This window comes from Pseudaestuariivita atlantica, from assembly GCF_001205715.1.
Lineage (GTDB): Bacteria > Pseudomonadota > Alphaproteobacteria > Rhodobacterales > Rhodobacteraceae > Pseudaestuariivita > Pseudaestuariivita atlantica.
In genome coordinates this window covers 1-19,304 of record NZ_AQQZ01000008.1, presented here as the reverse complement: position 1 = coordinate 19,304, position 19,304 = coordinate 1, and the positions used below count along the sequence as shown (strand labels likewise).

Below are 19,304 nucleotides of genomic sequence, written 5' to 3'. Positions count from 1 at the left end.
GTCGGGGCGGCTCATCCGCCCTGATGGGCGGCCTCGCAAGGAGCGTGCGTGATGGAACAGGTGAACGAGCTATGGGCGCAGGCCCAGGCGCTGCTGCCCGCCGAATGGCCCGCGATCCCGCCCTGGGCGTGGGTCGCGGCGGTGGCTGTCCTGTTGCTGGTCTGGGGCTGGCTGCGACGGCCTTCGGCGCGCGGGGCGCTCAAGGTCGTGGCGCGGATGGTGCTCACCATCTTCCTTCCGCTCGTGCTGCTGCTGGGGGTGGCGCTCTTCGCGCTGGCGGTGGTCGCGCCGATTGACACCGCGCTCTGGCAGGTGGTGGCGGGCGTGGGCCTCGCGGGCGCGTTCTGGCTGGTCCCGGTGGTCGAGTCCGCGCGCAAGGCCAATGCCGAAGGTCAGACGCTGATGCGGCTTCTGCATGCCGAGATCGGCGCGGCGGCGGCCGCGGGTGGCCCCGATGACGTGCTGTCGGAATACGGCCGCCAGATGATCGAGATCATGCAGGCCAATCCCGGCTTCGTCCCGATGATCCCCGCCCAGATCGAACCGCCCGTCTTCACCGCGCAGGCGGCCCGGCTGGCCGACCTGCCGCCGCGCCCGGCGGCGGCGATTGCCGCCTATTACGCGCAGGACGCGCTGTTGCGCCGTTTCGTGGCCGACATGCGCAGCCAGGCCTTCGGCCAGATGGCGGGCGAGCGGCGGGTCAACATGTACCGCGACTACATCGCCATGCGCCGCGCGGCGCTGCAACTGGCAGAAGAGGCGCTTGCCGCGGTCGAAAAGCACGTGAAGGCGCCCCGGCCCAGGGCGGCGCGCGCCGGGCGGGCGGGGTTGTGAGGATGGCCTACAATCCCCTTCGGTCGCGGATTTCCTGCTGCCGCATCGGCATCTTGTCGATCACGCGGGAAATCTCGCGCACGTCCCACGGCAGGGGCTTGCGCAGCTTCACGCCGCCATCCTTGCCGATCAGCGCCAGCATGAACCCGCGCGGGCGCAGCTTGCGCCGCAGGGGTGATGCGGCGTCGGGATCGGTATCGGTCAGCACCACCACGTCACGCAGGCGCAAATCCTCGGCCCGCTCGGTCAACAGCGCGATCTGGCGCTGGTATGCCGGGTCCGCCGGGCTGTCGGCAAAGACCACGATGGGCCGCGCGATCCACTTGAACTGCGCAAGGTCCACATCGGTGCCGTCCCGGAAAAGCGGCGTCAGCGGATCATCGATGTCCACGATCACGACCACCTCCTCGTCTTCGTCCCCGTCGGCGGCCTCTTCTGCCGGTTCCGCCGCCGGCACCTCTTCCAGCACCGCCTGCGCGGTGGGATCGGGGGCCGGGGCCTCCTCGGCGGACAGGGCCGGGGCCAGCGCAAGCGCGGCGGCGATGCAGGCGGGTCGGATCATGCAGCTCTCCTTTGAGCCAAAGATAGGCGCGAATTTCCGAATTGCGACGGGCCATGTGCACCGGACGCCTTCCCACTTCAACAGAAAACACCCGGAAAGGGCGAGATGACATGAGCGACAAAGACGCCTGGCGCGCACGCGCCGAGAAGGAATTGCGGGGCCGCCCGCTCGACGACCTGACATGGCACACGCTGGAAGGCATCCCCGTGCAACCGGTCTACGACGAAAGCGACCTCGCGGGGCTCGACCACCTCGGGACGATGCCGGGCGAGGCCCCGTTCACGCGCGGCGTGCGCTCCACCATGTACGCAGGCCGCCCGTGGACGATCCGGCAATACGCGGGTTTTTCCACCGCCGAAGAATCGAACGCCTTCTACCGCCGCAACCTCGCCGCCGGGCAACAGGGCGTGTCGGTCGCCTTCGACCTGGCGACGCACCGCGGCTATGACAGCGACCACGAACGCGTGGTGGGTGACGTGGGCAAGGCGGGCGTGGCCATCGACTCGGTTGAGGACATGAAGATCCTGTTCGACGGAATCCCGCTGGATAAAGTTTCGGTGTCGATGACGATGAACGGCGCGGTGATCCCGGTGCTCGCCTCCTTCATCGTGGCAGGCGAAGAACAGGGCGTGGACCGCGCTGCCCTGTCGGGGACCATCCAGAACGACATCCTCAAGGAGTTCATGGTCCGCAACACGTATATCTATCCGCCAGAACCGAGCATGCGGATCGTGTCGGACATCATCGAATACACCTCGAACGAGATGCCGAAATTCAACTCGATCTCGATCTCGGGCTACCACATGCAGGAGGCCGGTGCGAACCTCGTGCAGGAGCTCGCCTACACGCTGGCGGACGGCAAGGAATACGTCCGCGCCGCGGTGGATGCGGGCATGGACGTGGACAAGTTCGCAGGGAGACTTTCGTTCTTCTTCGCCATCGGCATGAACTTCTTCATGGAAGCGGCCAAGCTGCGCGCCGCGCGCCTCCTGTGGCACCGCATCATGACCGAGGCGGGCGCGCAGAACGACCGGTCGAAAATGCTGCGCACCCACTGCCAGACTTCGGGCGTGTCGCTGCAGGAGCAGGACCCCTACAACAACGTCATCCGCACCGCGTACGAGGCGATGTCGGCCGTCCTCGGTGGTACCCAGTCTTTGCACACCAACGCGCTTGACGAGGCCATTGCGCTGCCCACCGATTTCTCGGCCCGCATCGCCCGGAACACGCAACTGGTCCTGCAAGAAGAGACGGGGGTGACCAAGGTCGTCGACCCGCTGGCAGGCTCCTACTACGTCGAGAAGCTGACGGCGGATCTGGCCGATGCCGCGTGGAAGATGATCGAGGAAATCGACGAGATGGGCGGCATGACCAAGGCCGTCGCCTCGGGCCTGCCAAAGTTGCGGATCGAGGAATCGGCGGCCCAACGCCAGGCGATGATCGACCGCGGCGACGAGGTGATCGTGGGCGTGAACAAGTACCGCAAGGACAAGGAGGATCCGATCGACATCCTCGATGTCGACAACGTCGCGGTGCGTGAAAGCCAGATCGCGCGGCTCGACAGCATCCGCGCCTCACGCGACGCGCAGGCCTGCACGGCCGCACTGGATGAACTGACCCGCCGCTGCACGGACGGCGGCAACGTGCTGGAGGCCGCGGTCGAAGCCGCGCGCCACCGCGCCACGGTAGGAGAGATCTCGATGGCGATGGAAAAAGTCTGGGGCCGGCACCGCGCCGAGGTGAAAACGCTGGCCGGTGTCTACGGCGCGGCCTACGAAGGCGACGAAGGCTTCGCCCGCATCCAGAAGGATGTCGAAGCCTTCGCCGAGGCCGAAGGCCGCCGCCCGCGCATGCTGGTGGTCAAGATGGGCCAGGACGGCCACGACCGCGGCGCCAAGGTGATCGCGACGGCCTTTGCCGATATCGGCTTCGACGTGGACGTGGGACCCCTGTTCCAGACCCCCGCCGAGGCCGCGCAGGACGCCGTCGACAACGACGTGCACGTCGTCGGCATCTCAAGCCAAGCCGCAGGCCACAAGACGCTCGCCCCGCAACTGGTCAAGGCGCTGAAGGAAGCAGACGCCGAAGACATCATCGTCATCTGCGGCGGCGTGATCCCGCAGCAGGACTACCAGTTCCTCCACGATGCGGGCGTCAAGGCGATCTTCGGCCCCGGCACCAACATCCCCGAAGCCGCCGCCGACATCCTGCGCCTTATCCAGTCCGCCCGCGCCTGACCTTCAAGGCGCGCTGACGCGCAAGGCTATTGAGTGCGTTCAGGCCACGCAGGCCTTCAGAGGGGGCGCTGCCCCCTCCGAAACCTCCCCCGAGGTATTTCCGAACCGAAGAAGCAGCGGCGAGGTCCTGTTCATTCTCTGGTTTGAAAATACCTCGGGGGTCTGGGGGCTGGCCCCCAGCGGCCTCAGCCATTGAGACGGACGAGTTTTCCGGGGTTGAGGATGTTATTGGGGTCGAGCGTGCGCTTGATATCGGCCATTACGTCCCATCCGGCGCCGTGTTCGGCGGCCATGTAGTCGAGCTTGCCGATGCCCACGCCGTGTTCTCCGGTCGCGGTGCCGCCCATGTCGAGAGCGCGGCGGACCATCAGGTCCGACAAGCGGTGTGCTTCGTCGAGGTCGGCGTCTTCCTTGACCAAAAGGATGGCGTGGAAGTTGCCGTCGCCCACGTGGCCGAGGATGGGGCCGTCGATCCGGGAGGTGGCGATGTCGGTTTGGGCGGCGTCGACCGCTTCGGCGAGCCGGTCGAGGGGGACGCAGACATCGGTCACCAGCGCGCGGTGGCCCGGTTTCGATTGCAGGATCGCGTAGTACCCGTTGTGGCGCATGGACCAGAGCGCGCGGCGCTCTTCGGGGTGCGATGACCAGCGGAAACCGCGCCCGTTATGGTCGGCGGCGATCTCGCCGAAGGTCTGTGCCTGTTCGGCGACCTGTGTTTCCGAGCCGTGGAATTCCAGCATCAGGTGCGGACAGGCGGGCATGTCCTCGCCCGCATAGGCGTTGAAGGCGCGCACGGTGGCGGCGTCGAGGAACTCGATCCGCGCCATGGGCACCCCCATCTGGATCGTGTCGGTCACGGCGGCGACGGCGTCTTCCATCGTCGCAAAGGCGCAGATCGCGGCAGAGATCGCCTCGGGCTGGCCATGCAGGCGCAAGGTCAGTTCGGTGATCAGGCCCAGCGTGCCTTCGGACCCGACCATCAGCGCGGTCAGGTCGTACCCGGCCGAAGATTTGCGCACCGCGCCGCCGGCGCGGATCATGCGGCCATCGGCCAGCACCACTTCGAGCCCCGCGACATTTTCGCGCATCGTGCCGTAGCGCACCGCCGTCGTGCCCGAGGCACGGGTCGCCGCCATGCCGCCGAGCGAGGCGTTGGCGCCGGGATCGACGGGGAAGAACAGGCCCGTGTCGCGCAGGGCGAGGTTCAGCGCCTCGCGGGTGCAGCCGGGCTGGACGCGCACGGTCATGTTCTCGGGGCTGACCTCGATCACCTTGTCCATGCGGCTGAAGTCGACGGTCAGCCCGCCCTTGATGGCAAGCGCGTGGCCTTCGAGCGCGGTACCGGTGCCCCAGCCCACCACCGGGCAGAGGTGTTCGGCGCAGGTGGCGACGATGGTTGCGACCTCATCGGTCGTCTCGGGGTAGGCCACGGCGTCCGGGCGGACGGGGGCGAAGTGCGTCTCGGACGTGGCGTGGGCGTCCAGATCGGGCTTGGACCGGCTGAGCCGTTCGCCTAACAAGGGCGACAGTGCCGCAAGCCCCGTGTCGATCGTCATGGTATCCTCCCCGTCCGCCGTGCACAGTAGAAGCGCGCGGATGGCTTGGGAAGGGCGCGCGGCGCGAGAGGGTGAAGGAGGCGGAGCCGTGGCCGGATCGGTCGGTTTGTCACGGGCCTTGCAGGGGGCAACGACGCGCATCGGCGCGGGCTGGACGCTGTTGCGCAACCGCGGGCCGGGGCAGATCCAGTTCTGGTTCATCGCGCTGGCGGTGGGGATCGCCGCCGCGCTGGCCGCCGTGGGGTTCCGGTTCGGGATCGAATGGTTGCAGACCACCGTCTACGGCAATGACAGCACCGCCACGATCCACAGTTTTGCCGCGACGCTGCCGTGGTACTGGATCCTGATCGTGCCGATCCTCGGCGGGTTCGTCGTGGGCCAGATCCTGCACCATTTCACGCCCGACGGGCGCGTGCGGTCGGTCGCCGACGTGATCGAGGGCGCGGCGCTGAACGATGGCCGTGTCGAAGGGCGCGCGGGCCTCGCCTCGGCCTTTGCGTCGCTCATCACGCTGGGCACCGGGGGCTCCACGGGCCGCGAGGGGCCGGTGGTGCACCTTGCGGGGCTCATCTCGACCAAGGTCTGTCACCTGTTGAACGCCAACGGGGTCACCGGGCGCGACCTTCTGGGCTGCGCGGTGGCGGCGGCGGTGTCGGCCTCGTTCAACGCGCCCATCGCGGGGGCCCTTTTCGCGCTCGAGGTCATCCTGCGCCACTTCGCGCTGCACGCCTTCGCGCCCATCGTGATCGCCTCGGCGGCAGGGACCGTCATCAACCGGCTGGTCTTCGGTGACGTGACCGAGTTCAGCCTCGGCACCACCAGCGCGCTGGAATTCTACCAGGAACTGCCGGCCTTCCTGATCCTCGGACTGGTGAGCGGGACGGTGGCGGTGGCGATGATGAAGGCGATCTTCATTGCCGACGACGCGGGCACCGGCCTGCAGGCCCGGTCGGGCTTGCCGCGCTGGATGCGGCCCGTGGTGGCGGGCGCGATCCTTGGCGCTATCGCGATCCCCTTCCCGCATATCATCGGCGTGGGGTACGAGATGACTATCGCGGCGCTGACCGGTAGCGTGCTGGTCTACGAGGCGATGGTGTTCTGCGCGGTCAAGGTGGTGGCGGTGGCCGTCACCATGGGCGGGCGCATGGGCGGCGGGGTCTTTTCGCCGTCGCTGATGGTGGGGGCGCTGACGGGGCTTGCCTTCGGGCTGATCGCCACCTCGGTCTTCCCGGACTCGTCGGGCGCGGTGACGCTTTATGCGCTGGCGGGCATGGGCGCGGTGGCGGCGGCGGTGCTGGGCGCGCCGATCTCGACCACGCTGATCGTGTTCGAACTGACGGGCGACTGGCAGACCGGGCTGGCGGTGATGGTGTCGGTGTCGATGTCGACGGCGCTTGCCTCCCGCCTCGTCGACCGCTCGTTCTTCCTGACCCAGCTGGAACGCCGCAACATCCACCTCGCCGCCGGGCCGCAGGCCTACCTGCTGGCGATGTTCGGCGTGGGCCGCGTCATGCGGCCTCTGGGCGAGGGCCGGGTGGATGAAGAGGCGTGCTGGCAGATGATCCGCGACGGCATCTATGTCGATGCCAGCGCCACGCTGGAGGCCGCCCTGCCGCTGATGGACCGGATGGAGGTCACCTTCCTGCCGGTGGTCACGCTGACGGGAGAGGATCACGCGCCCGAACTGCAAGGCGCGCTCTACCAGGTGGATGCGCTGAAAGCCTACAACAAGGCGCTGGCGGCCACCGCCGCCGAGGAACACAGCTGATCCGCGCCTACAGCTGTTCGATAGCCACGTAATCGCCGGGATAGAAGGCGATGTGATCGCGGATCTCCTCCACGCCCTCGGCCGGGTCTTCATAGGACCATGCGGCGTTCTTCAGCGTCTGGCTTTTCGTCACGATCGAAAAATAGCTCGCCTCGCCCTTGTGCGGGCAGACGGTGCTGTGGTCGGTCGGTTCGAGGAAGGCCATGGCGAGATCAGCACGCGGGAAATAGATCACCGGCGGGTAATCACCCTCGGTCAGTTCCAGCGCGGACTTGGTCTCTCCCAGCACCGCGCCACCCGCGCGGACGGCCCATGTGCCGGGGGACGTGACGATCCGGATATGGCTGCTCATGTCGTGTCCTTTCCGCGCGGTGACGCCTGTCTGACGCACCAGTGTAACCGGTGCATGTCAGGACAGGCTGCCGCTTCTTGTCACAGGGGGGCAGTGGCCGCGTCAAGCCATGCCGTCGCGGCGTCGCTCAATCGCGGGCCGATCCGCGCCCGCACCTGCGCGTGGTAGGCATCCATCCAGTCGCGTTCGGCGCGTGTCAGCATCTCCACCCGGATCAGGCGCCGGTCGATGGGGACCCAGGTGATCGTCTCGAAATGCAGCATGCCGTCGACCGTGCCGCCGGGCAGGTCGGGCGCGGGCTGCACGACGATCAGGTTCTCGATCCGGATGCCGAACCGGCCTTCAAGGTAGAAACCCGGCTCGTTCGACAGGATCATGCCCGGTTGCAGGGGCACGTGGCTGATCCGGCTCAGGCGCTGCGGGCCTTCATGCACGCTCAGGTAGGCGCCCACGCCGTGGCCCGTGCCGTGGCCGTAATCCTGCCCCGCGGCCCACAAGGGCACCCGCGCCAGCGCGTCGAGGTCGCGGCCCGCAAGACCGCCCGGAAACCGCACCCGGCTGATCGCGATCATGCCCTGCAGGACGCGGGTGAACGCCTCTGCCGCGTCTTGGGGCGGGGTGCCGATGGCGATGGTGCGGGTGATGTCGGTCGTGCCGTCAAGGTACTGCCCGCCCGAATCCACCAGCAGCAACTCGCCGTCTCCGACGCCGCGATTGGTCTCTTCGGTGACGCGGTAATGCACGATGGCCCCGTTCGGCCCCGCGCCCGCGATCGTTTCGAACGAAATGTCCTGCAGCGCGTTCGTCGCCCGGCGGTAGCCTTCCAGCGCGCGCACCACGTCGATCTCGGTCAGCGATCCCGCCGGTTGCGCGTCCAGCCAGCACAGGAACTCGCACATCGCCGCGCCGTCGCGCAGATGCGCCTCGCGGGAACCCTCGATCTCCACATCCGACTTGCAGGCCTTGGGCAGAACGCACGGGTCGTCGCCCCTCGCCACCGCCACGCCCGCCGCGTCCAGACGCTGCGCCACGGCGGCGGGGCAGGACAGGGGATCGATCCGCACAGGCCCGTCAAGCGCCGCGAGGTCACCATCGAAATCCCGCCAGTCGCGCAAAGTGATGTCCGGGTCGGGGTCAAGGCCCGCGAACTTCGCCGGGTTGGAATAGACCGTCACCCGCCCGTCCTCGTGCAGGACGGCAAAGGCCTGCACGATGGGGATGCGCGGAATGTCCGCGCCGCGGATGTTCAGAAGCCAGCAGATCGAATCCGGCAGGGTCAGGATCGCCGCGCGGTGTCCTGCCTCTCGCAAGGTCTTGGCGGCAGAGGCGCGCTTGGCCCGTGACGAGGTGCCGGCATGGCTGACCGGGTAATCGACGACCGGCGCGGCGGGCGGGTCGGGCCGGTCGGCCCACAGCGGGTCGATCAGGTTCGTGACCGGCTCCAGCGCCAGGTCGCGCCCGTCCAGCGCCTGTTCCAGCGCCTCGACCTCCCGCACCGTGTGCAGCCACGGGTCATAGCCCAGCTTGCCGGTCGCGTTCTGCGCCTTCAGCCAGTCGGCCAGCCCCACCTCGGGCCAGTCGACCGGCGTGAACACGTCGGCCACCTGCGCCCGCACCTGCACCCGGTAGCGCCCGTCCACGAACACGCCCGCCACGTCTTTCAGGACACAGGCGAACCCTGCCGACCCGGTGAACCCCGTCAGCCATGTCAGCCGCTCGTCACACGGGGCCACGTATTCGCCCTGGTGCCGGTCGGCCTTGGGCACGAGGAACCCGTCAAGCCCAGCCGCCTCCATCGCGCCGCGCAGCGCGGCCAGCCGGGGCGGTCCCTGGTCGGGAGAGGCAGAGGAGGAAAAGGTCTGGAACATCCGGTGAGCGTCCTTTTGCCGGGCGGCGTTCGGGCGAGCCTAATGCAGGGCGTGGCGAAGGGAAATGCGCGCCGGGCCATCTGCTCATTTTCGGGGGGTGTTCTGTGCAGTTTGAGCAGAACACGCGCACCACCCATGGGTGCAAGGCGTGTGGATAACTCTCCCCGATCCGTCCAATTCGTCCGGAATACCCGCCTTTGCCGAGGGCCCTTGGCGGCCTATCCTCGAACGGGCAAGGGGAGCATCATGACCGCGAAGGCCAGCCAGAGAGACGGCGGCGACGCCGATATCGACGACCTGATCGGGCGCGTCTACGACGTGGCGCTTGACCCGTCGCGGTACGAGGACCTTCTCGACAAGTGGGAAAGTACCGTTGCCCCCCTGCGGCAGGCGCAGGACGCCACGCTGCTTCTGGACGAGCCGGGGATCGTGGGCCATTTCGAACGCGCCGACGCGGTGCTCGAAGGTATGGGCGCCAAGCGCAGCACGGACGAAATCGCGCTTTTGCTTCAACAGTTTGACACGGTTGCGGCGGTCGTGATCTCGGAACGGCTGGACGTGGCCGGGCTGAACGAGGCCGCGGCGCACCTCCTGGGCACGGGGCAGGGCGCGCGGCTGACCTCCTTCCCGCTCGAAGCCGAGGACCGCGCGGCGCTTGCGCGTCAGATCGCGCGGATGCTGGGCGATGCGTCCTCCGAGCCGTCGGTCTTCCGCGTCCGGCGTGAGGAAGAAGGCCAGTTCATCGTCTTCCACATGCGCCGCGCCGCCCGCGCCTCGGGCGAACCCATCGTGATCGCGGTGACCTCGGACCTGCGCTGGCCCAAGGGGTTCGGCGACATCCTGGCCGAGGCGTTCAGCCTGTCCGCGGCCGAGACGGACGTGGTCCGCCTGCTGGTGGAATGCTGTAGTGTCAAGGACATAGCCGAAACGCGGGGCCGGTCGGTCGAAACCGTCCGGGCGCAGATCAAGGCGATCCTCGGCAAGACCGAAACCCGCAGCCAGATCGAACTGATCCGCCTTGCCCTGTCGATGATGGACATCGCGGGCGCGACCGAAGACGCCCAGCCCGGCCCGCGTCTCATCAGCCAGGGCCTTGGCCAGCTGGAGCCCTTGCCCTTCCGCACCGTGTTCGACGCGGACGACCGCGCCATCGACTACCTCATCCTCGGCGATCCCAAGGGCACGCCGGTCCTGTTCTTCCACATGGATTTCGGGTTCGTCCGCTGGACCGTGTCGGCCGAGGCCGAGGCGGCGCGGCTCGGCCTGAAGGTCATCGTGCCGGTGCGCGGTGGCTTCGGCCATTCCGACCCGACACCCAAGGGCGCGAATTTCGGTGATGTCGCGGCGCGCGACGCCATCCGCGTGCTGGACGAGGAGGGCGTCACATCCTGCCCTGTCCTCGCGCTGGCCGCCGATCACATGATCGCGCTGCGGCTGGAACAACTGCGCCCCGGCACCGTCACCGCCATCGTCGCGGCGGGCGGGTACTTTCCCTGCGTCACCTCGGAACAGGTGGAGCGGATGCACAAATGGCACCGGTTTATCCAGGCAGGCGCGCGGTATACGCCGCATCTGCTGCCGTTCCTCGTCAAGGCGGGGTTCCACCTTGCGCGGCGCGGCGGCAAGCGCGCCTTCGTGCATTCGGTCTTCGGCGAAAGCCCCGCCGACATCGCCACTTTCGAGGATGAAGAGGTGTTCGAGGCGCTGGTGACCGGGTCCGAGGTCTGCCTGTCGGACACCCATTCCGCGCATGACGGCTTTACCCGGCAGACCCTGTGGGAGCACGGCCCCGACCTGCCGAAGCTGCTTAAATGGAGCGAGGGGCGCTTCCCCTACCATTCGCTCAACGGGTTGCAGGACCCCGGCATGCATCCCGACACGATTGCCGAACATGCCGCCGCCCATCCGTGGATCGAATTCAAGCTCTACGAAGACGCGGGCCAGCTTCTGTTTTTTCGCCACTGGCGTGACGCGCTGGCGCTGATCCTGCGATATCTCTGACCCTTTGCCTTCATTTTACCCCATTTGGGGGATGTGGGGCCGCGCCTGACCGGGCAAGGTCACGGGTATTGAAGCAGAGATTTTATCAAGATGTTCAATGAGTACCTTTACGGTCTCGACGTTGTGCTGCTGTGCAAGGCGGCGGGAGTGGCCGGATTTTTATTGTATATGGCGAGTTTCGCCGCGCTGCAGTTGGAGCTTATTGAAGGCCAGGGCCTGATGTATCCCCTCTCCAATGTATTGGCAGCGTCCCTCGTGTTGGTGAGCCTCGCGGCGGAGTGGAACCTGGCATCAGCAATGATCCAGGTGTCGTGGATCACCATCGGCACGGTCGGCGCGGTCTTGCGACTGCGTCGGCCGCGCATTTTCCAGCCAACGTGATTTCCGAACCGTAAACAGTGTTGTGACGGATCGGTTTTGGATTTGGCCTGCGCCGCCTGCTAGGCTGGTACGGGTTCATCCGGGGCTGACACGCAACATGACGTCGTTCGAATACAAGGTGGTTCCCGCGCCGCAGCGCGGACAGAAGGCGCGGGGCGTTCGCGGCGTCGAGGCCCGGTTCGCGCTGGCCATGGAACGCGTGATGAACGAGATGGCCGAAGGCGGCTGGGAATACCAGCGCAGCGACACGCTGCCCTGCGAAGAGCGCAGCGCGCTGAACGGGCCGACCACAACCTACCAGACGATGCTGATCTTTCGCCGGGCGCGTCCCGACGACGTGGCCGCGTTCCGCCCCCGCCAGCTTGAAACGCCCGCGCAGGCCCCGGCGCTGCCGCCGCTGGCCGAGCCCGCGCCTGCGCCGGTGGCTGAGGCAAAGGTGACGCCCGTCCGCCCGGCACGCGCCGATCTGAGCGTGGTGCAGGATGCGCCGCCGGTGGACGAGGTCAAACCCGCTCCGGCCCCCGAACCCAAGACCAAGCGCAGCAAGGCAACCCAGCGGATGAGCCCGGCCTTGCTGGAGCGTGCGCGCCAGATGGCGGCACGCGCCAAGTCGGATGTTGCGGCAGAATAAAAGCGCCCGCGTCAGCGCCTAGGGGCGCAGGACGATGCAGGTGGTCGATCCGGTCGCATAAAGCTTGCCATCCTCGACCCCGCGCAACTCTCCGTTGGCGACGCCGGTGGACCGGCCCATGTGCTGCACCACGCCACGCGCCGCGACCTGCATGCCCAGCGGGACGGTACGGGTGATATTCACCTTGTATTCCAGCGTGGTATAGCCCGTTCCCTTTTCCAGCATCGTCATCACCGCGCAGGCCATGCAGCTGTCGAGCAGCGTGCCGTACCAGCCGCCGTGCACCGTGCCGATCGGGTTGCAATGGTCAAAGGTCGGGCTGCCCTCGAACGTGACCGCGCCCGGCGCGACGTCGGTCACGCGATAGTTGAGCGTCTTGCCGATGGGTGGGGCGGGCAGGGTGCCGTCGAGCACGCCCTGCATGAAGGCGAGCCCGGTCATGCCAAGCATCTCGGCCGTGGTCAGCAGGTCGTCTGGTCCCGCGGCGTATTTCACGCTGAATGGGCCCCGTCGGCGAGGGATTTGACGAAGGACAGCACCTCGGCCGGGGATTTGCCCTCGGCGATTTCCGACACGATGGCCGATCCCACGACGGCGCCATCGGCGACCGAGGCGATCTCGCGCGCGGTCTCGGGCGTGCGGATGCCGAAACCCACGATCACCGGCAGGTCGGTCGCGGCCTTGATGCGCGCGACTTCCGGACCGACATCGCCCGACTGCGCCGCCGCCGCCCCGGTGATCCCGGTGATCGAGACGTAATAGACGAAACCGGACGTGTTCTGCAGCACCTTGGGCAGGCGCTTGTCGTCGGTCGTGGGCGTGGCGAGGCGGATGAAGTTCAGGCCCGCCGCCTGCGCGGGGATGCACAATTCGCTGTCTTCCTCGGGCGGCAGGTCCACGACGATCAGCCCGTCGATGCCCGCTTCCTTCGCCTCTTCGAGGAACCGGTCGACGCCGCGCGAATAGATCGGGTTGTAATACCCCATCAGCACTATGGGCGTGTCGCTGTCGCCTTCGCGGAAATCGCGCACCATCTGCAGCGTGCGCTGCAGCGTCATGCCTGCTTCGAGCGCGCGTTGCCCCGCAAGCTGGATCGTGGGGCCATCGGCCATGGGATCGGTGAAGGGCAGGCCCAGTTCGATCACGTCGACGCCCGCGCCGGGCAGGCCTTTGACCACTTCCAGCGCGGTGTCATAATCGGGATCGCCGGCCATGACGTAAGAAACAAAGGCCTTTTTCCCCGCCTTGCGCAGTTCTGCAAATTTCGCGTCGATCCGAGACATGTCCGCTCCCCTTCTGGCGTGCCAGATGTGCCGGGGGCGGGCGGAAAGGTCAACGCCTACTCGACATTCACCATCCAGCCGACGCCGAAGCGGTCGCGGCAGGTGCCGAAACCCTTGGCCCAGAAGGTGGGCTCGAACGGCATGGTGACCTCGCCGCCGTCGCTCAGCCTGTCGAACAGCGCGCGGCCATCCTCGACACTGTCGACCGAGACATTGATCGCCATGCCGTTATGGCCAGCGAAGGGTTCGGTCCCGCCGGTATCCGAGACCATCAGCATCACGCCGCCGAGGTCGAGCCGCGCATGCGCGATGCGGTCGCGGTTGGCGTCGGTCACCCATGGCATGTCGCCCGGCATGTCGCCGAAGGTCATCATGTCGGGCACCTCGCGGTCGAACACCTGCGCGTAATGGGTGATGGCCGCGCGGGCGGTGCCGTCGAAGGTGATGTAGGGGTTGAGCTTCATGGTCGTGGCTCCCGTCAGGTCGCGGGCAGGCTACCGCGTTCGGGGTGGCCGGTCAGCGGAAGAGGCGGCGCCAGAGGCGGGTCAAGAGGCCGGGGCCGCGCAGGGCCGCGTCGCGCTTGGCGCGTTCGATATCGCGGTGGTCGATCACCCGCTCGGCACAGCCGCAATTTTCGCCAAGGGCGACCTTGGACATGTAGAACCGGTCAAAGCTTTCGGGTTTGGGTGGGCGTCGCATGTTGGCAAAATAGCACGATTGCGGCCGCGACGATAGGAGCTCCGGTCCGGCGCGGAATCAAGGCCGCAGGCCGCCGCGCCATCGACGGGCCGCCCCCCGGCGCGTCGATCTGGCAGATCTTGGTGCACCGCTTGGGCGTCGTTCGGGTTTGGCAACAATAAAGCGCGCAGCACCCAGTGCGGATCTACGCACCGCGGCCCGCCGATGGCGCGGCTCTGCCCTTGCGCCCTGCGGTTCGCGGCTCTAACAGGGGCGCGGCACAGCAAAGGGGCGCGCAGATGGGTTTCAAGATGGGTATCGTCGGGCTTCCGAACGTCGGAAAATCGACGCTTTTCAACGCCCTGACCAAAACCGCCGCCGCGCAGGCCGCGAACTTTCCGTTCTGCACGATCGAACCCAACGTGGGCGACGTGGCGGTGCCCGACGCGCGGCTCGACAAACTGGCCGAGATCGCGAAAAGCCGGCAGGTGATCCCGGCGCGCATGACCTTTGTCGACATCGCGGGGCTGGTGAAGGGCGCGTCCAAGGGCGAGGGCCTCGGCAACCAGTTCCTCGCCAATATCCGCGAGGTCGACGCCATCGCCCACGTGCTGCGCTGTTTCGAGGACGGCGACGTCACACATGTCGAGGGCCGGGTGGACCCGGTCGCCGATGCCGAGACGATCGAAACCGAACTGATGCTGGCCGATATCGAGAGCCTCGAAAAGCGGTTGCAGAACATCGTGCGCAAGGTGCGCGGCGGCGACAAGGAGGCGGTGCAGCAGGAACGCCTGATGAAGGCGGCGATGGAAGCCCTGGAAAACGGCCAGCCCGCCCGCACGGTCGAGGTGTCGGACGAAGACGCCAGGCAATGGTCGATGCTGCAGCTTCTGACCACCAAGCCCGTCCTCTACGTCTGCAACGTGGCCGAGGACGAGGCCGCGACCGGCAACGCACATTCCGCCGCCGTGGCCGAGATGGCCGCCGCCCAGGGCAACGCGCATGTCATCATCTCGGCCCGGATCGAGGAAGAAATCAGCCAGCTCGACGACGACGAGCAGGAGATGTTCCTGTCCGAGATGGGGCTGGAAGAGCCGGGCCTCGATCGCCTGATCCGCGCGGGCTACCAGCTTTTGAACCTCGAGACCTATTTCACCGCCGGGCCCAAGGAGGCGCGGGCCTGGACGATCCCGGCAGGCACTTCGGCGCCGAAGGCGGCAGGGGTGATCCACGGCGATTTCGAGAAGGGGTTCATCCGGGCCGAAACCATCGCCTTCGACGATTACGTCGCGCTGGGCGGCGAGCAGGCGGCCAAGGAAGCGGGCAAGATGCGGGCCGAGGGCAAGGGCTACACCGTCAAGGACGGCGACGTCCTGCACTTCCTGTTCAATACCTGATCCTTTGGGCGGGGTCGGCTGGGGACCAGCCGACCTACCCGCAGAGCGGCGCCGTAGGTCGGCTGCTTGCCAGCCGACCCCCTTTGCGGATGTGGCGTCGAGCAAGAGCCGTTGCGCATCCATGCCCTCGCACCTCGCGCGCCCCGCGTGCTAGACTGCGCGCCGACACGCACCCCTCAGGAGCCTTCCCATGACCGACACATACGAGCCGCCGAAAGTCTGGAAATGGGAGGCGGCCTCGGGCGGGCAATTCGCCAATATCAACCGCCCCGTCGCGGGCGCCACGCACGAGAAGGAGCTGCCGGTCGGCGAGCATCCCTTCCAGCTGTATTCGCTGGCCACGCCCAACGGCGTGAAGGTCACGATGCTGTTCGAGGAGCTTCTGGCGGCGGGCCATGACGCCGAATACGACGCGTGGCTCATTCGCATCAACGAGGGCGACCAGTTCGGATCGGGCTTCGTCGAGGTCAATCCCAACTCCAAGATCCCCGCGCTGATGGACCGGTCGGGCGATGCGCCCCTGCGGGTGTTCGAAAGCGCCTCGATCATGCTGCACCTGGCCGAGAAGTTCGGGGCCTTCATCCCCGGTGGCCACGCCCGGACCGAGATGATGAACTGGCTCTTCTGGCAGATGGGCAGCGCGCCCTATCTTGGCGGCGGGTTCGGCCATTTCTACGCCTACGCGCCCGAGAAGTGGGAATATCCGATCAACCGGTTCGCGATGGAGGCCAAGCGCCAGCTTGACGTGCTGGACCGGCACCTCGCGGACAACGAGTGGATGGCGGGCAGCTATTCCATCGCCGACATGGCGATCTGGGCGTGGTACGGGCAGCTGGCGCTGGGGCGGCTTTATTCCGCCGCCGAATTCCTCGACGTCGAAAGCTATGAACACGTGCAGCGCTGGGCAAAAACCATCGACGCGCGCCCAGCCACCCTGCGCGGCCGCATGGTCAACCGCACCTTCGGCGAGCCCGAACTGCAGCTTCACGAACGCCATTCCGCCGCGGATTTCGACACGAAGACGCAGGACAAGATCGCGCCCGAAGAGTGATCCCCCGGCCGTCAGGCTGCGACATTCTGGCACTCTGGCGATTCCAGGTGATCCGAACGCGGGCGCCGTCCGTATTGATGGAAAAACCTGCGCCAGAGGGAACCATGAAGATCAGCTCGTTCGAATTGTCACGAACGTTTCTTGATACGGTGAGCGACGTCACCGATGATCGCGTTGACCGCCTTGCGGACAGCTTTGCGTTTGAGCTCCTTGAAGGTCCCGAAGACCTTGCTGCATTGCTCGCACGTGACAATGGTGTCGTCGGCCGGATGGTGGTCGAAGACGAGACCGGTGCTCCCACAGTGTTCGCACTCAAACTGGACGCGGACTAGGTCCATCGCGGTCCTCCATGGGGCGCATGTAGTTGTCTGCTCCAATGTACGCAAGCATGCGTAAGCATATTGTTACAACGCCGCGGGCCGCCTGAATATGGGTTCTGGGCCGTATGCGGATTGCGGGTTGTGCCTCGCGTTTCAAGCCAATAAGCAGGTCAGCGGAGACGTGGCCGAGTGGTCGAAGGCGCTCCCCTGCTAAGGGAGTAGGCGGGAAACCGTCTCGAGGGTTCGAATCCCTTCGTCTCCGCCACTTTACTCGAATAGGCTACCACACAACTAACTGATAGTAGGGTGGAATTCGGCGTTTTCGCGCTGATGGCGTTGTTTGGTCCGCTTGATTTGCTGCACATCTTGCTACACAATATGCTGCACAAATGGGGGATCTCTCCGCCATGAGCATTGCAAAACGAGGCCGTCTCTACCACCTCCGCCGTCGCGTCCCGCGCCGGTATCGGAGCATCGAGCCACGCGAAACCGTCTGGATCAGCCTGCATACCGATTCCGAGACCATCGCGCGCAGCAAGGCGGATCGCGCCTGGTCCCAGATGATCGAGGCCTGGGAGGCGCGGCTGGCCGGGAACAGTGAAGATGCAGAGGCCCGCTACGAAGCCGCGCGCGACCTCGCCCGGGCGCGCGGCTTTCGGTATCTGGATGTGGGGGCGGTGGCCAAGTTGCCGGTTGAGGAAGTCGTCGAGCGCGTCGAGGCGATCCCAGCCCCGGTGAAGCAACCCGATGCCATCGAAGCCGCTGCCCTTCTCGGCACCGTCCCTGAGCCGCGCATTACGGTTACCAGGGCGCTGGAGCTTTATTGGACGCTTGCCAAGGAGAGGACCCTCGGCAAAAGCGAAGACCAACTGCGCCGCTGGGAAGCGCCGCGCAAGAAGGCGGTGAAGAACTTCGTGGCTGTCGTCGGCAACAAGGAGATCGCCAACATCACCCGCGACGACATGCTGGACTTCTCTCGTCAAGACAATTCAGTGAAAGCTTGCTTGAAAGCTGGTCGCCGTCAGCGACACATGCGCATCAAGCGGCGGGCGCAACTCGAAATCTTTGGGCGTTCGTGCGAAGTTCCAAAGGCGAAACAAGCACCATTCCTCGTGCCGTTCATCTGCCACTGCAAGTTCATTGCGCGAGACATGGAACGGCGTGCGTTCCCACCCGTTTGTGATCTTCACCTCGATGAGACGCTGCCGTCCGTCTGCATCGAAACTGGCAATTTCATAACCCGCGCCATCCCCGTCTTCTTCGGGCACCCAGCGGATTTGTTGTGCTAAGTCCTCCCTCCCCGCTGCAGTCAGCGTGTCACGCTCGTGCTTCAAGACACGTTCCTCCCCAGCCTTGCCAATGGCACGGTTGCGTTCATCCCGCGCGGCCACGTCTAATTTCTTGGCGATGTGGAGCATCTGCTCGAGCTCGTCGGGCGGTGGCTAGTTGGTCAGAGCAGGTGCAGGCCCGACCCAGAGTTGCGCCGCCTCGGCGATACCTTCGAGTGGCCGCGAAGAGAGGGTGCGTTGCGTCCAATCGGGGTTGAGCGCCAACCATCGCAAGACTGCGACGATCAGGCTGGTCTGGAAGTTGAAGGAAGGTTTGTACCCCATGATCCACGCCTCGCCGAGTCCCTTGAGCACGGCGCTGACATACTGGTGTTTGTACTCGACGGACCCGTCCGAGCGGTCGTTCAGGCGCGGTAGAAGCTGCCGCCGATGCTCCGCTTTGTTGTAGGGGCGGCCTGCCACGTCGTCGGCCAGCATAGCGAAGTAATCCGCGACGATCAGGTCGTTCTCGGCATCTGTCCACGCTTGGCTCGACATCATGCCAGGCTAAGGTACGGCTTTACCGATGTCACCAATAGCCCACTGCAGCCGCTGACAGCGCTCGCCTCGCCAAGTGAGTCATTGGACAAGCGGTACAAATTGCCCAGAGTGCTTGGTTAGCGCCTGATAGCAAATGCCTTCAGCGCTCAGCAGCCGACGCCGAGTCAGAAGGGCTTCTCTTCGTCGGTTCTATCGAATAGTTTATGTGCACTGGCGTCGGCTATCCGGCGCCGTTTTGTGTTGAAAGAGCCCAGGAGACGTCGTGCAGTTCATTCGAACAGAATTGAACGACTCAGTCGTTTTGCTCGCAAGGTCACCCGATCCTGACGAACGTTGTATCGGTCGGAACTACTTGATCGAAGAAAATGTCTCTGATCAGCGGCGCGACGAGGTAGAGTTTTACGAGGAGCGATCATCGGACGTCCGTGAAGTCGTGAATAGCTACTTTGTTGACAGCGTCCAAGGGCTGGCACGGGGCCACAGTTCATCGACTTTCGACGAGGCAATCTGAACCGCCCCGGGTTTACCGGAGAGTTTCTGGTTCAATAGTTAGGCT

General features: G+C 66.0%; 17 protein-coding genes, 1 tRNA gene and 2 pseudogenes. 11 read left to right on the top strand and 9 right to left on the bottom strand.

The window, feature by feature from the left end; genetic code table 11:
* The first annotated feature begins 51 nt into the window (after nucleotides 1-51).
* A complete protein-coding gene (locus tag ATO11_RS15940) occupies nucleotides 52-834 on the top strand; it encodes a hypothetical protein (protein ID WP_050531910.1) in 783 nt (260 codons plus the stop codon).
* A gap of 7 nt (nucleotides 835-841) precedes the next feature.
* On the opposite strand, the gene ATO11_RS15935 is transcribed toward ATO11_RS15940, so the two are convergent.
* Nucleotides 842-1,396 (bottom strand): DUF4174 domain-containing protein, encoded by a 555-nt coding sequence (locus ATO11_RS15935; protein ID WP_050531909.1) that lies wholly within the window; start codon nucleotides 1,394-1,396, stop codon nucleotides 842-844.
* A 110-nt stretch (nucleotides 1,397-1,506) separates the two neighbouring features.
* On the opposite strand from ATO11_RS15935, the gene scpA reads away from it, so the two are divergent.
* A complete protein-coding gene (gene scpA, locus ATO11_RS15930; protein WP_050531908.1) occupies nucleotides 1,507-3,633 on the top strand; it encodes a methylmalonyl-CoA mutase in 2,127 nt (708 codons plus the stop codon).
* Nucleotides 3,634-3,818: 185 nt separating this feature from the next.
* Here the strand turns inward: scpA and ATO11_RS15925 are convergent, their stop codons facing one another.
* Nucleotides 3,819-5,189, bottom strand: coding sequence for an FAD-binding oxidoreductase (locus ATO11_RS15925; RefSeq protein ID WP_050531907.1), 1,371 nt, complete (start codon nucleotides 5,187-5,189; stop codon nucleotides 3,819-3,821).
* A 40-nt stretch (nucleotides 5,190-5,229) separates the two neighbouring features.
* Here ATO11_RS15925 and ATO11_RS15920 point away from each other — a divergent pair, with 40 nt between their 5' ends.
* Entirely contained in the window at nucleotides 5,230-6,957 is a 1,728-nt protein-coding gene (locus ATO11_RS15920; protein WP_082176394.1) for a chloride channel protein, read from the top strand.
* 7 nt (nucleotides 6,958-6,964) lie between these two features.
* Here ATO11_RS15920 and ATO11_RS15915 read toward each other — a convergent pair whose 3' ends face one another.
* On the bottom strand, nucleotides 6,965-7,309 hold the full coding sequence (locus tag ATO11_RS15915; RefSeq protein WP_050531906.1) for a DUF427 domain-containing protein: 345 nt from the start codon (nucleotides 7,307-7,309) through the stop codon (nucleotides 6,965-6,967).
* A gap of 80 nt (nucleotides 7,310-7,389) precedes the next feature.
* Nucleotides 7,390-9,177, bottom strand: coding sequence for an aminopeptidase P family protein (locus ATO11_RS15910; protein ID WP_050531905.1), 1,788 nt, complete (start codon nucleotides 9,175-9,177; stop codon nucleotides 7,390-7,392).
* 246 nt (nucleotides 9,178-9,423) lie between these two features.
* Here ATO11_RS15910 and ATO11_RS15905 point away from each other — a divergent pair, with 246 nt between their 5' ends.
* The 3 genes from ATO11_RS15905 (at nucleotide 9,424) to ATO11_RS15895 (ending at nucleotide 12,190) form a co-directional block, all read left to right on the top strand.
* Complete coding sequence (locus tag ATO11_RS15905; protein WP_050531904.1) at nucleotides 9,424-11,178, top strand: bifunctional helix-turn-helix transcriptional regulator/alpha/beta hydrolase; 1,755 nt, start codon at nucleotides 9,424-9,426, stop codon at nucleotides 11,176-11,178.
* 90 nt (nucleotides 11,179-11,268) lie between these two features.
* Nucleotides 11,269-11,559, top strand: coding sequence for a CBU_0592 family membrane protein (locus tag ATO11_RS15900; RefSeq protein ID WP_050531903.1), 291 nt, complete (start codon nucleotides 11,269-11,271; stop codon nucleotides 11,557-11,559).
* Between the two features lie 97 nt (nucleotides 11,560-11,656).
* The gene (locus tag ATO11_RS15895; RefSeq protein ID WP_050531902.1) at nucleotides 11,657-12,190 is read left to right on the top strand and encodes a DUF4177 domain-containing protein; all 534 of its coding nucleotides are present in this window, start codon (nucleotides 11,657-11,659) and stop codon (nucleotides 12,188-12,190) included.
* Between the two features lie 18 nt (nucleotides 12,191-12,208).
* Here ATO11_RS15895 and ATO11_RS15890 read toward each other — a convergent pair whose 3' ends face one another.
* From ATO11_RS15890 to ATO11_RS15875, 4 genes are read right to left on the bottom strand one after another with little or no spacing between them, the layout of a single operon-like run.
* A complete protein-coding gene (locus tag ATO11_RS15890; protein WP_423212715.1) occupies nucleotides 12,209-12,685 on the bottom strand; it encodes a PaaI family thioesterase in 477 nt (158 codons plus the stop codon).
* Nucleotides 12,682-13,473 (bottom strand): tryptophan synthase subunit alpha, encoded by a 792-nt coding sequence (gene trpA / locus ATO11_RS15885; protein WP_050531901.1) that lies wholly within the window; start codon nucleotides 13,471-13,473, stop codon nucleotides 12,682-12,684. The genes ATO11_RS15890 and trpA overlap by 4 nt, the downstream gene beginning before the upstream one ends.
* A 56-nt stretch (nucleotides 13,474-13,529) precedes the next feature.
* Nucleotides 13,530-13,937, bottom strand: coding sequence for a VOC family protein (locus tag ATO11_RS15880; protein WP_050531900.1), 408 nt, complete (start codon nucleotides 13,935-13,937; stop codon nucleotides 13,530-13,532).
* A gap of 52 nt (nucleotides 13,938-13,989) precedes the next feature.
* Nucleotides 13,990-14,172: a hypothetical protein gene (locus ATO11_RS15875; RefSeq protein ID WP_050531899.1), complete on the bottom strand. Its 183-nt coding sequence runs from the start codon at nucleotides 14,170-14,172 to the stop codon at nucleotides 13,990-13,992.
* A 278-nt stretch (nucleotides 14,173-14,450) separates the two neighbouring features.
* Between ATO11_RS15875 and ychF the strand changes: the two genes are divergently transcribed.
* The 5 genes and pseudogenes from ychF to ATO11_RS22535 form a co-directional block, all read left to right on the top strand.
* Nucleotides 14,451-15,548, top strand: coding sequence for a redox-regulated ATPase YchF (ychF, locus tag ATO11_RS15870; RefSeq protein WP_050531898.1), 1,098 nt, complete (start codon nucleotides 14,451-14,453; stop codon nucleotides 15,546-15,548).
* Between the two features lie 190 nt (nucleotides 15,549-15,738).
* Nucleotides 15,739-16,599, top strand: a complete 861-nt coding sequence (yghU, locus tag ATO11_RS15865) for a glutathione-dependent disulfide-bond oxidoreductase (protein ID WP_050531897.1) — start codon at nucleotides 15,739-15,741, stop codon at nucleotides 16,597-16,599.
* A 104-nt stretch (nucleotides 16,600-16,703) separates the two neighbouring features.
* Entirely contained in the window at nucleotides 16,704-16,931 is a 228-nt protein-coding gene (locus ATO11_RS15860; RefSeq protein WP_134643141.1) for a hypothetical protein, read from the top strand.
* Nucleotides 16,932-17,094: 163 nt separating this feature from the next.
* Nucleotides 17,095-17,184: transfer RNA gene (locus ATO11_RS15855), tRNA-Ser, on the top strand.
* Nucleotides 17,185-17,308: 124 nt separating this feature from the next.
* Nucleotides 17,309-17,488 (top strand): annotated as a pseudogene (locus tag ATO11_RS22535) (DUF6538 domain-containing protein); the annotation flags it as partial.
* Nucleotides 17,489-17,908: 420 nt separating this feature from the next.
* Here the strand turns inward: ATO11_RS22535 and ATO11_RS15845 are convergent.
* A pseudogene (locus tag ATO11_RS15845) lies at nucleotides 17,909-18,745 on the bottom strand (protein NO VEIN domain-containing protein).
* Nucleotides 18,746-19,304 lie beyond the last annotated feature (559 nt).